General features: G+C 45.7%; 11 protein-coding genes. 1 reads left to right on the forward strand and 10 read right to left on the reverse strand.

The window, feature by feature from the left end; genetic code table 11:
- Positions 1-222: 222 nt before the first annotated feature.
- The 8 genes from JOE49_RS19010 to JOE49_RS19045 all read right to left on the reverse strand — a co-directional run bounded on the left by JOE49_RS19010 (position 223) and on the right by JOE49_RS19045 (position 9,670).
- Positions 223-1,344, reverse strand: coding sequence for a phosphodiester glycosidase family protein (locus tag JOE49_RS19010; protein ID WP_023988872.1), 1,122 nt, complete (start codon positions 1,342-1,344; stop codon positions 223-225).
- A gap of 221 nt (positions 1,345-1,565) precedes the next feature.
- The gene (locus JOE49_RS19015) at positions 1,566-3,032 is read right to left on the reverse strand and encodes a potassium/proton antiporter (RefSeq protein WP_023988873.1); all 1,467 of its coding nucleotides are present in this window, start codon (positions 3,030-3,032) and stop codon (positions 1,566-1,568) included.
- A gap of 198 nt (positions 3,033-3,230) precedes the next feature.
- Positions 3,231-4,619, reverse strand: a complete 1,389-nt coding sequence (gene fumC / locus JOE49_RS19020) for a class II fumarate hydratase (protein ID WP_023988874.1) — start codon at positions 4,617-4,619, stop codon at positions 3,231-3,233.
- Positions 4,620-4,784: 165 nt separating this feature from the next.
- Positions 4,785-6,332, reverse strand: a complete 1,548-nt coding sequence (locus JOE49_RS19025; protein ID WP_209942426.1) for a 2-isopropylmalate synthase — start codon at positions 6,330-6,332, stop codon at positions 4,785-4,787.
- Between the two features lie 98 nt (positions 6,333-6,430).
- Positions 6,431-7,132: a FadR/GntR family transcriptional regulator gene (locus JOE49_RS19030; protein WP_209942428.1), complete on the reverse strand. Its 702-nt coding sequence runs from the start codon at positions 7,130-7,132 to the stop codon at positions 6,431-6,433.
- Positions 7,133-7,286: 154 nt separating this feature from the next.
- Positions 7,287-8,306: an aldose 1-epimerase gene (locus JOE49_RS19035; protein WP_013310435.1), complete on the reverse strand. Its 1,020-nt coding sequence runs from the start codon at positions 8,304-8,306 to the stop codon at positions 7,287-7,289.
- A 137-nt stretch (positions 8,307-8,443) separates the two neighbouring features.
- Positions 8,444-9,247, reverse strand: a complete 804-nt coding sequence (locus JOE49_RS19040; protein WP_209942429.1) for an MBL fold metallo-hydrolase — start codon at positions 9,245-9,247, stop codon at positions 8,444-8,446.
- Between the two features lie 126 nt (positions 9,248-9,373).
- On the reverse strand, positions 9,374-9,670 hold the full coding sequence (locus tag JOE49_RS19045; protein ID WP_023988878.1) for a hypothetical protein: 297 nt from the start codon (positions 9,668-9,670) through the stop codon (positions 9,374-9,376).
- Between the two features lie 162 nt (positions 9,671-9,832).
- Between JOE49_RS19045 and JOE49_RS19050 the strand changes: the two genes are divergently transcribed.
- Positions 9,833-11,065 carry an aminopeptidase gene (locus tag JOE49_RS19050; RefSeq protein WP_025722749.1) on the forward strand — a complete coding sequence of 411 codons (1,233 nt, stop codon included), beginning with the start codon at positions 9,833-9,835 and terminating at the stop codon, positions 11,063-11,065.
- Positions 11,066-11,140: 75 nt separating this feature from the next.
- Here JOE49_RS19050 and JOE49_RS19055 read toward each other — a convergent pair whose 3' ends face one another.
- Together JOE49_RS19055 and JOE49_RS19060 are read right to left on the reverse strand one after the other, a co-directional pair.
- The gene (locus JOE49_RS19055; RefSeq protein WP_023988880.1) at positions 11,141-11,632 is read right to left on the reverse strand and encodes a hypothetical protein; all 492 of its coding nucleotides are present in this window, start codon (positions 11,630-11,632) and stop codon (positions 11,141-11,143) included.
- A 154-nt stretch (positions 11,633-11,786) separates the two neighbouring features.
- Entirely contained in the window at positions 11,787-12,905 is a 1,119-nt protein-coding gene (locus JOE49_RS19060) for a glycerol dehydrogenase (protein WP_209942431.1), read from the reverse strand.

The following is a 12,905-nucleotide window of genomic DNA, read 5'->3' on the forward strand; positions in this document are numbered from 1 at the left end:
TAGCGCAATGCTTCGCCTTGAGGGAACATATAGACACTGGACAGAAGCTCAGTGTTAGGATTATGTGCTTCTATATAAGGATGGACTGTTCTGCTGTCTAAACGGATTAGCGCTTCGCGTGCTGTCGCCAGATCTCCCTCGTATATTTCTTCTTTTAATTTACCATGAATCTCTGGCTGGTCATCAGTCTCCGTTCACTTAATGAACTTGTTCATTCCTGATCTATCTCTTTTTGGCTGCGTCAATGTCTCCAGGATTCAGACCTTCCCATATGTTCGGGATACTAACAGTCTCTGGATGCTCAAATACGAGAAACGCAGTCGGCAAATACCGCTCTCCGTATTCAGAAGAAGGCTTGTTCACAATGGCATTATCCTTGACTAGCACCGTTGAAGAACCTCCATCCAGATTAGCACCGATAACCGCTCCGTGTTTAAGCAAAATATTTTGCATATCATACAAGTTGGCACCAATACTGTACCCAGGCTGACGACCGTCGATGGTCACGAATATAATGGCCCCGTCTGCTCTTTGCCCCATTGCGGTACGAGGAGCAATTCCCCACCCCTCGCTTGCATTGCGAATCAGACCTTTCCCATTCACGATTAGGCGTGGTTGAAAAGTAACCGCTTCTTGCACATTCATTTTGGACAACTCGGACAACGAATAGTGACCGGCTATCATTTTTCCCTGTTTATCAATACCTACGATTTGAACAGAGGCATTTTTACCCATATCATTGTAGTATATCTCACCCTGGGAAATGACAACGCCAATCGGTTTAAAACCATTCCCATTCCAGTTGGGATCGGCAAAGCCACCGCCATTTACGCCAGCAACAGCCCCTAAACGCTCGACCATACTAGATACCCTTTCTCCTCGGCCGACCTTGGAAGGAACCCCGAGCCGGATTTTAGTGGGGTCATGCACCGTCATAACATAGCCATGATAGTTACGGCCCGATACCTCTTCCACTTCAACCAGCGGCGTTTGTTGTACTTTGGTCGGTATCAGATCAGGTAGATTGATTGTATGTCTGTCCTTCTCCTCACCCATCGCTTCAAAACGGGCCGAATATTCAGCCACACGTTTTTTCGCCTCTGCTTCACCGATAAAGTACTTCGCCCAGTGACGATGTTGGGTCGTGATCAGCGTATCGGCAGCCAAATAGCGCATGTCCTTGCCAGATGACGTTAGGAACAACCACGCACCACCCCCTATTCCTGCTAACAGGAATACAATAAAAAGTCGCAGTATAAAGCGACCGAATTTTCCTTTTCGTTTCTTTTTTCTATTTTTCTGCCTGCGAGCTGCTGCACGCTGTGGCAAGACTTCCGGTTTCATTCATCATCTCTCCTGTTATTGGTGACTTCTATCTTATTCATCACTATTGCCCATCAAATGATCCGTAACGATAGGCAGCGACATCTAACGACAATATCATAAACTAATTTTGTAGAATGATAGTGTCAATTTTTTAACAGATTCATCCACTCTGAAAAAAATACAGGAAAAAGTCCTCCACATGAATGTGAAGGACTGTAATTAAGAGTACCCTACGCTTTTTACGGAGCAGCCTCTGGTTCGAGTAGCATGAACAGTTCTTTCATCTGCTGACGCTTGAGTTTGGGACTAAGCACATACAATGTATCGCCAGGTTCAATCACCGTCGTGCCTCTCGGGGCAATAATTTGCTCGTTCCGAATTATGGCTGTGAATAAAATATCTTCAGGCAACTGTATATCCTGAATCGCTTTGCCCGCTATCGACATCCCTTTTTGTACCTGAATGTGGTTGATTTCCGAAGTGGTTTTCCCCAGAGAAACTAATTCCAGCAATGAAGGAGATGACGTCTCGTTAGGGTCCATCAAGCCAAGCTTCACCGCTAGCCACGAAATAGTTGTACCTTGAATGATCGCAGAGGTGAGCACGACGAAAAATACAACATTAAAAAACAAGGGTCCTACATCCATCTCATCCAGTAAAGGATAGGTTGCTAGTACAATAGGTACCGCCCCCCGCAGTCCTGCCCAGGATAACAGTGTCTTCTCGCGCACAGAGTACCTGGAAAAAAGCAAGCTTAGGAACACGCCTATTGGACGAGCCACGAGCATGAGGATGAAGGAGAGCGCCAAGCTTTGCCACGCAATGCCCAGCAATTGATCAGGAAAGACCAATAGGCCGAGCAGGACAAACATCATAATCTGCACCATCCAGGCGAAACCATTGTTAAAATGAATAATGGATCGTTTGTAGGTCAAGTCGGAATTTCCCAAGACAATGGCCATGACATATACCGCCAGCAATCCGCTTGCCTCCAGTAACGATGCCGCCGCATACGTCAAGACTGCAAATGCCAGCGCCATTACAGGATACAAACCGGATGAATCAAAATTCATTTTATTAATCGCATATACACCTATACGTCCAAGTACAAAACCAACGACTAAACCAAAACCCATTTCCCATAAAAACAACAAGATATGTATCCAAATGGATTGCTCAGGGTGATGTATCAGCTCAATCAATGTTACCGTGAGAAATACAGCCATCGGGTCATTACTGCCGGATTCCGCTTCGAGCGTCGAGGTAATTCGTTTTTTGATGTTTTTACCTCCTAGAACGGAAAACACGGCTGCCGCATCCGTCGATCCGACAATAGCGCCAAACAGCATGGATTCCATCCAGCTTACGCCTAAAATAAACTTGGCGCATACGCCAATGACTACGGTCGTAATGATGACCCCTAACGTTGATAATGATAACGCAGGTCGAATAACTGGCTTAACGTCTGCAAACTTTGTCTGCATCCCGCCTTCAAACAAGATTACAATGAGCGCGAGAATGCCCACCAACTGTGTGATAAAGGCATTATCAAAATAAATAAACTGACTAAGCACCATACCTACGGCAATAAACAAAACAAGCGCAGGCATACCGAAACGGCTGGAAAATTTGGTAGTCAGCACACCGACCAGCAGCAAGCTGGACAGCAAAAGCACAATCAAATTTATAAGGGTTGTCTGTTCCATACGCTTCTCCTATCTTGAAAATGGATGTTCAATTTTTCGCCTTCTATCTATATACCCTCAAATCACACAGAATACTAATCTTAAGTAAAAAAATATATGAGAAAACAAAAAATCCAGCTCATGGTCTGTGCTAAATCGCACTCGATGAGCTGGTTTGTATATTTTTTATAAGGCTTAAGCAGAGACAATCGTCGTGCTTTAGGCTTTAGGATGAATCATATGCGCAGGTACAACATATTGATCGAACTGTTCTTCAGTCAACAGTCCGCTGCGGAGTGCCGCTTCTTTTAAAGACAGTCCTTCTGCATGTGCAAGTTTGGCGATTTTAGCGGCATTTTCATATCCGATATGTGGATTCAATGCCGTCACCAGCATCAGCGAATTATTCAAATTGTGCTCAATTTTAACGAGATCAGGCTCAATGCCGATCGCACAGTTGTCATTAAAAGCAATCATGGAATCGGCCAGCAGATGAACAGACTGCAAAAAATTGTAGATGATTACTGGCTTAAACACGTTCAGTTCAAAATTACCCTGACTCGCAGCAAAGCCGATAGCTGCATCATTACCCATTACTTGAGTAACGACCATCGTCAGTGCTTCGCTCTGGGTCGGATTCACCTTACCGGGCATGATAGAGCTACCTGGCTCGTTAGCAGGGATCGTAATTTCCCCCAAACCGCTACGCGGACCACTCGCCAGCCAGCGAACATCATTGGCGATTTTCATCAAATCGGCAGCGAGCGCTTTGACTGCTCCATGTACGGCCACCACTTCATCGTGGCTGGTCAATGCATGAAATTTATTGGGTGCGGAAGTGAACGTTTTGCCAGTGAAACTGGAAATTTCCGCAGAGGTTCGGGAGCCAAACTCTGGATGAGCATTAATTCCTGTCCCCACCGCTGTACCGCCAATCGCCAGCTCCTTCATGTATTGAACCGTGTCGATGATAATTCGCTTGCTCTTGTCCAGCATGGCATACCAGCCGCTTATTTCCTGGCCCAGCGTAAGCGGTGTCGCATCTTGTAAATGGGTTCGTCCAATTTTTATAATATCCTTGAATTGCTCTGACTTCTGTTGAAAAGTCTCTTTCAGCTTATCGATGGCAGGCAACAAACGATCCTCCACTGCAATGACACCCGCTACATGAAGCGCTGTAGGAAACGTATCGTTTGAGCTTTGCGACATGTTCACATCGTCATTGGGATGCAGCTTCGTATCTTTTCCCTGCTCTTGTAACCATTGGCTTCCCAGATGAGCAATCACTTCATTCACATTCATATTGGACTGCGTACCGCTCCCTGTCTGCCATACAACCAATGGGAAATGGTCATCAACTCGCCCTGCGAGAATTTCATCTGCTGCATAAATAATGGCATCCTGCTTCTCCTGTGATAGCTTACCCAGCTTATAGTTACTGATCGCCGCGCTCTTTTTAAGCACCGCGAACGCCTGTATGACCTCTAATGGCATTTTCTCCGAACCAATCGGGAAATTTTCCTTACTGCGCTGTGTTTGCGCTCCCCACAGACGGTCTGCCGGTACTTTGATTTCGCCCAACGTATCCTTTTCGATGCGGTAGTTCAACTCATTTCCTCCTCTTGGCCTATGTAATTCAGACAAAATATGGTGATCTCTCTTGCCTATTATACATTAAATTTCAAATGTTATCATTTATTTTGCAAGCGCTTTTTTACGATGAGGCCAGAGGAGGCAAAAGGAGATTTCGGCTACTATCCTGGGTCACTAAGTTCAGCTAATGGTGATATTTCTTTTGCCATGGACTTCTTTTCTACTCAGTAGCTTGTTCAGCGCATCGATGTAAGCTTTGGCGCTAGCTTCCAAAATATCAGTACTTGTGCCTCTTCCCAGTGCTGTGTACTCACCTTGCCTCAAAATGGCGTGTACTTCCCCCAACGCATCTTTGCCATATGTTACAGATTGGATCGAATAATCCTCCAACTCCACCTCTTCTTCACCACTGGCCTTGTCTATAGCATGGAAAATCGCATCTACAGAACCGTTACCCATTGCTACTTCATCAATTGCTGTCCCATCTTGTTTACTCAACCGAATGGATGCGACTGGAACCGACTGATTGCCATAGGACACCTGAATGGAATCCAGTGTGTACATTTGAGGCGAGGCATTGCGGCTTTCATCCATCAGGACGAGCAAGTCTTCATCCAACACCTGTTTTTTCTTATCCGTCAAGGCCTTGAATTTGCGGAACGCCTCTTGCAGCTGTTCCTCCGTCAAAGCTTCAAACCCCATGTCCGCCAGTTTTTCTTTAAATGCATGTCTACCCGAGTGCTTGCCCAATACAAGTTTACTTGTCTTCAGACCAATACGCTCAGGGGACACGATCTCATACGTTGTACGCTCTTTAAGCATTCCGTCCTGATGTATACCAGACTCGTGCGCAAACGCATTGGCTCCAACAATGGCCTTGTTTCCCGGTACCGACATCCCCGTACGTTTGCTCACCAGGCGACTGGTGGCATACAGCTCCTCCAAAACCAGACTCGTTTGTGCACCATAGAGCTCGGTTCTAGTGTCAAGGGCCAGTGCAACTTCCTCGATAGGTGTATTTCCGGCTCGCTCACCGATGCCATTGATGGTACCTTCAAATTGGTCTACACCATTACGGATAGCCGCCAGCGTGTTAGCTGTTGCCATACCAAGATCATCATGACAATGTGTGCTAAGTTGTATTTTTTCGATACCGGGCACTTGTTGTTTTACAATTCTAAACATTTCACCGAACTGGTCCGGCGAGGCATATCCCACCGTATCCGGTAAATTGACGACTGTCGCTCCAGCACGAATCGCCATATCCACGACCTCACAAATAAAGTCCAGCTCGGTACGACTGGCGTCCTCTGCTGAAAATTCTACCTTGCTGAAATACTTGCGTCCATAACGAATGGCAGCTGCAGCGGTCTCTAATACTTTCGCTTTATCCATTCGCAGCTTATGTTGGCGGTGAATGGGCGAGGTAGCCAGGAACAAATGAAGACAGGCATCCTCAGCTCCTTGTAGCGCCTCTCTGACTGCATCAATATCCTGTTCCTTCGAGCGTGCAAAACCAACCAGTGTTGCTTGGGTAACCTGTTTGGCAATCTCCTGCATGCTGATAATCTCACCAGGCGAGGTTGCTGGAAAGCCAGTCTCAATCCGATCTACGCCTAATTTTTGCAGCTGAAGAGCAATTTCCACCTTTTCTGTGCTGGTTAAGCTAACTCCTGGTGATTGCTCTCCATCTCTTAACGTTGTGTCCAACACCCATATTTTGCGCATACAGATACCACCTTTGGTTTGATTTTAGGAGATGCTCAAGTAAAAGGCTCAAAGATCATCATATTCATCTGATCATCTGATGTTTAAGTATAAAAAAATTATAAACTTCCCATATGCTTTTGCAGCTCCAGCTTGGTGCCGTCCAAATGCTGAATGCTATAAAGTTCGGCAGCCTTGCCATCCTGATCCCGGATTGCTTCATATATTTTTTCATGTTGCAAAGTAAAATGATTTTGCATCGCTGGATCGGTAATGAGATTGTTCAACGCCTTGCGAATGGCCTCTACAAAGCTGCCATATACGTCTGTAAGCACCTTATTGCGTGTAGCTCCGGCAACAGCCAAGTGAAAAGTGATATCCGCATCTAAGTACCCAGACAAATCTCCAGCGGCCAAAGTTGCAGCACGACGGTCCAGCGCCGCACGCATTAAGTGTAAATCCTCGTCATTACGACGTAATGCAGCCAATCTGGCAATCTCTAGTTCCAACACACTCCGCACTTCATAAACCTCAATAATTTCAGCACGGCTTAGACGGTAATCCAATGGCTCTTGAGAAGTTGTCGGTTGGCAGACAAAAGTTCCGTGTCCTTGCTTTTTCTCTAATAGACCGGCATGTACCAGAACGCTAACCGCTTCACGTACTGTAGATCGCCCAACTCCGAATAGCTTCATGAGCTCAGGCTCGGTTGGAATCTTTGTGCCCACATTCCATTCACCAGCAGCAATTTTTCGTTGCAGCTGTTCAGCCACTTCATCGGCGATTTGCTTGCGTTTGACGGCTTGAAAAGGAAAATTCATCTGATCATCTCCTGTTTCGTATCATACTACGACTGCTTGTCATTCTGCAACCTTTTTCGTCCTCCTTCCCCATTGGTCCTTACCTATGCTTACATACCCAAATAAAGCCTGCACCGTTGGACACGATACAGGCCTATAAGGATAAATTTAAATGTTAGGATTTCGATTTATTAGGTGTTATACAATACAAACGGCTGGTTGCTTCAAAAATATGGCCTGGAGCCAGTGCAATCAATCCGATCTCCTCTGCTGGCAGGTCCGGACGATTCGGTGCATTGATCATGTTCATTTGCGGCTCAGGACAGATGAATTCCTTGTTCGCTTTGTTATTCCAGATCATCCAATGCTTATAAGCTGTGCCTACATCGTATACGAGGGTAGCACCTGTCTTACTGTGTGTCAGTTCCATGTAGTTGCGTCCATTTTGCGGAGCTGCCGTGTAATGATTATCCATAGAGGCAAAATAAGGACTAACTCCCGTCGTTTTCAGCAGTTCCTCTTCCGGAGATAAAGGCTGGAACTGACCTGTGGCCAACAACCGTTCCGTCAGCTCACGACGCTCACCGATTGTGACCTTAATCTTGTAATCCTCAGGCGAGCTATCGGGTACGAACGGAACGCGAATCGCTGTGTGAAAGGCAAATAAGTTGGGGATCGGTTGATCGCCCTCGTTATGGATCACATAACGCTGATGCAGGCCAAATTCGTCCAGGCTGTACGTTAACTTCATGGTAAAGGTGAAGGGTAAATAGCGGAACATGGGATGTCCTTCCCTTACATGCTGATTCATTACCACATAGCTACCTTGCTCCCCGGAACCGTAGTCCTCAACCTCCCACCGAACAGTGTGTAAAAAGCCGTGCAGATGGTTGTGGGTCGCCTCTTCATTTATCGGCAGCTCATATGTAACACCATTCCACAGGAATTTTCCATCCTCATACCGATTCGGAGGGAACAGGAAAGGAATTCCGTAAACGGACGGGCTTTGCTTAAAAGCCTCTATGCTCTCAGCATCTGGCTCACGCAGAAAAGAATATCCCGTTTCATTGTCACGAAAAGAAATCAGATTTGCGCCGTTTCCCGGCAGGGCAACCGCTTCATATCGTCCAAATTTAAGACGAATCGCCGGTATTCCATAATAAAGATCACCAATTGCAGCATGTTGTTGTGTCATCAAAAAATCCTCCTTGATGAAATGACGATGTTTAATGAAAGCGTTTAGCTTTTGGCTTGACTATACCATGCTGAGCAAAAAAATTCCACGTCCACACAAAAAACGATGCCCCGCAAGGCATCGTCCTTCACACATCACTACACATAACGGCCCTGTTTGGGTATAGCCATGTGCTCAAAATCTCCCGCCAGTCGCTCCAGCTGATCTGTCAGCTCAGCACCACGCATGTAATGGCCATGTCCTGTAACTGCAATCTCAGGCTTTAACTTGGCCAGCATTTCCACCGAACGCTGCGCAGCTTGCCAATCTGTTGTAAAATACGCAGGAGGCCCATGTATTTCTTTTTCCTGTAAAATAACGGCCAGTGCCGATTCCTGTTTCACCGTAATAAAAGCATCACCGGCCACTATTAACCTTCTTCGCTCATGAAAAAGCGATACATGACCAGGCGTATGTCCTGGCGTATGCAGCCACTTCCAACCAGGGGCACCGGGGACACTGCCATCTTGGGGCAGGGATGTGATGCGATCATCGAGATCTATAGCATCATTGGGGTATAAGAAGGAAATGCCCGACATTAAACCTCCCCCTACACTAGGGTCAGGTTTTTGATAATCCTTCATTCCCGTCAAATAAGGTAATTCCAAAGGATGTGCATAAACAGGTGTACCCCAATGCTGTACCAACTCAATAACCGAACCTACATGATCAAAATGACCATGTGTAAGCACAATAGCGATTGGAGGGCCAGCGAACCGTTCCTCTGCCAGGCGTATAATCGAGTCTGTAAATCCTGTCATCCCCGTATCCACCAGCACCCAGGAGCGGCTTCCCGGCTCTCCAATAAAACACATATTTACAAACAGCGTCCGTAAGCTCAGGAGATCGGGAGCAGCCTCTTCATTTGCCGTCATTCCTTCGGTGAACAGATGATTTGCCAAAGCTTCACCCTCCTATTCACATGGAATTTCCTGTTAATATCGACCTTTAGGCTTCCCCCATGTCAGCAGATTATGCGGACACTGCTAAATATAATCCGCTTGTCACGAAAATAGACCATGTTTACATTACTCGGGTAATTTACTCCATGCCGTATCTAGCAAATAGTCGAACAAATCATCATTCTCTTCAATCCAGCTATCCATTTGCAGCATCTCTTCCTCCACCCGTGGCTCTCCCGCAAAATGGAGACTGTAATCCCATTCCTTTCCCCTTTTACTGTGGAATGTGATTTCATATACAGAACTCTGTCCGTCTACTCCAAATACCACTTGGCCCAGATAAGCACCATTCTCATCTCTTGTCATTTGTGCCTGTTGAATATGTACTTCTTTCACTTCCTGAGGTGAATTTTGCTCTGTCATTCATCTATCCGCCCTTTCATTTTCACTAAATAGTACCAAAACTGATTTGTGAACCTTTTCGTTACATTGTACAATATATAAGCTATATGTGGAATTTGCAAAAAAACTGTGCAAGTTACCCAAGCCTTGTTTAAGGCTTTTCGTGAAATGGAGGAAAGTTACATGTCAGATTTTCAACAAAAATTGCAAAAATATGCCGAGTTAGCCGTTCGGGTCGGCGCCAATGTACATCCTGGGCAGACACTCATCGTTCATGCGCCAATCTTGTCCGCCGAACTCGTGAGACTTATCGTCAAATCAGCGTATACTGCCGGAGCCAAGCTGGTTACAGTAAAATGGAGTGATGAGACCATTACTCGATTACAGTATGAACTAGCTCCTGATGAAACTTTTAATATTGCTCCCAAATGGTACGCAGCCGAAATGACTGAAGAGGTCGAAAATGGCGCAGCTGTACTGCATGTCATTGCAGAAAATCCGGATTTGCTTAAAGGGATTCCGTCCAGCCGAATTACTGCTGCCCAGCGCGTGCGTTCACATGAATTACGTCAATACCGCGAATATCAAATGGCCGACAAATTCAGTTGGTCTCTGATTGCTTATCCTTCAGCAGAATGGGCTGCCAAAGTATTCCCTGATCTGCCAGCTTCAGAGCAAATGGATAAACTGTGGGATGCCATTTTCAGCACCGTGCGTGTGGATTTGGATAACCCCGTGGAGGCGTGGAAAGAGCATTTGAAAACCCTTTCCAGCAAATCTGATATTTTAAATGCCAAACGCTATAAAAAGCTGCATTATCTGGCTCCAGGCACAGACCTCACCATCGAATTGGCAAAAGATCATCTGTGGGTAGCAGCCGAAAGCGTCAACCAACAGGGACATACTTTTGTAGCCAATATGCCTACTGAGGAAGTGTTTACAGCTCCGCTCAAAACGGGAGTGAACGGTAAGGTCAGCAGCACCAAGCCACTTAGCTACAGCGGAAATATCATCGACAACTTTTCATTGACTTTTGAAAATGGACGTATTGTCGATGTACAGGCGGAGACCGGTTTGGAAACTCTTCAGCATCTCGTAGAAATGGATGAAGGTTCACACTATCTGGGTGAGGTTGCTCTCGTACCTCATAAGTCACCTATCTCTGATAAAAATATTTTATTTTATAATACGTTGTTTGATGAAAATGCCTCTAACCATTTGGCCATCGGTAATGCCTATGCATTTAACCTTAAAGGCGGCAAGGATATGACTCAAGAGCAGTTGGCTGCCAACGGCCTGAATTCCAGCCTGACACACGTCGACTTTATGATCGGTTCAGGTGAAATGGACATCAACGGCGTTACCGAGGACGGTACTGAGGAACCTATCTTCCGTAAAGGAAATTGGGCGATCTAACACGGCAAAAAGGCTCTCACCGCTTCATGCGGGAGAGCCTTTTTGCTTCATCCTATAGGCTATGTTAGATCTATTTTACAACGTGTTAATCCAAGAATTCGCTGCAATTCCAAAAACAATTTGTATCACGCTGATGATGAAAAAGACAATAAGACAATTTACAACTCTTCGATTGGTGGTTTGATGCATGGATAAAGATGATTTCACATAAAACATACTGCCTAATATCCCCAAACACAGACCAAAGATGCCAGCAAATAGCCATCCTATAACTAAACTGACCACGACAAAAGCCCAACTCCAGCCGGGAACTTTACTCACAGGAACATAAGGTTGATTGGACCCAAGATACACACCGTCCACGGCTAAATCTGCTTTGTTGCCAATGACAACAACATTTACAGCTTTTTCTTTCAATCTAATTGGAAAATCAATCAAGTTCAAAAATGCGTTCTGGCTTTTAACCTTCTGCTCGCTTCCATTTACAATAATTTTTCCGCCAGTTAAGCTACGCTTGTATTCAATACTATATTGAGTACCTTGATCTTCTACATTCCATTTTGCCATCGCTAAACTCCTCTCAAATTTTAGGGGATCCATAAATATACTCCCGGCATTTCCTGATTATGTACCATAAAAATCATAACATAAGCTGCAAGTTAAATAATGGGAAAAAGGCCGCTGATCAGCGACCTTTGATTCTACTTTATTTCGTATGGGGTTAGTTTCTATGTCCAATCTTAGCCTTGTAGGCAAGTGAATACTGGTCAGCCGCTAAAATCGCATCAAGCACATCATCCGCTGTGACAGCAAATGGTAGATTGTGAGCAGTTTCGCCTTCTTTGGTAGCAGCCTGAGCTACCCGGTACAAATCCTCTCGGGAAGCTTTCTGGAGCTTAATGTCTTCCAGCGTGACAGGCAGATCGAGTTTTAGATAAAAGTCAATATACCGCTCCACCTCGGACAAAGGTCTTTTTTCCAAGGCAAGCTGGACTAAGGTGCCAAAAGCTACCTTCTGACCATGTGTCAGGTGATGAATGTCTCCTTCCAGAACGGTAAAACCATTGTGAATCGCATGTGCGCCTGCCAAACCGCCGCTTTCAAAGCCCAAACCGCTTAGCAACGTATTGGCTTCCACTACCGCTTCAAGCGCAGGTGTGACGACTTTGCGTTTCACGGATTCGTAAGCCTGCAGTCCGTAATCGAAAAGAACTTCCTCACACTTGGACGCAATAGCTTCTGCCGCCAAGGTTGGCAAACCACCAGCCATTGTCGTTGCGCGAGCTTCAATGACCGCACGGGCTTCAATCCACGTTGCCATAGCATCTGCAATGCCTGAGGAGAGGAACAAAGGCGGTGCTTGAGAAATGACTTTCGTGTCCACCAAAATCAAGCTCGGATTTTTACTGAAAAAGGAATAGGTATCAAATGCACCCTCATCGGTGTACAAAACGGATAGTGCACTGGTGGGTGCATCTGTAGAAGCGGTTGTTGGAATAATCACAACCGAGGAACCGAGTAGTTCATTAACAGCTTTGGCAGTATCCAGCGTTTTACCACCACCTACACCAATGACAATGCCGACCTGGGCGCTTCGTCCCTGATCCGCAATACGGTTGACTTCATTTTTGGATGCTTCCCCTTGAAACTCAATTTTAACCGCCGCAATATCAGCCTGTTCCAGACTTTTTACCACGCGGTCGGCTGCAATCTCCCAAACCAGCTTGTCCGCAATAACCAAGGCAGTATGACCAAATGGCTTAACATACTCACCAGCTTTATCAATCACATTTTTCCCTTGCACATATTTACCTGGACTAATAAATACTTTTTCGCTCAT

The organism is Paenibacillus sp. PvR133 (genome assembly GCF_017833155.1).
GTDB classification, from domain to species: Bacteria; Bacillota; Bacilli; order Paenibacillales; family Paenibacillaceae; genus Paenibacillus; species Paenibacillus polymyxa_B.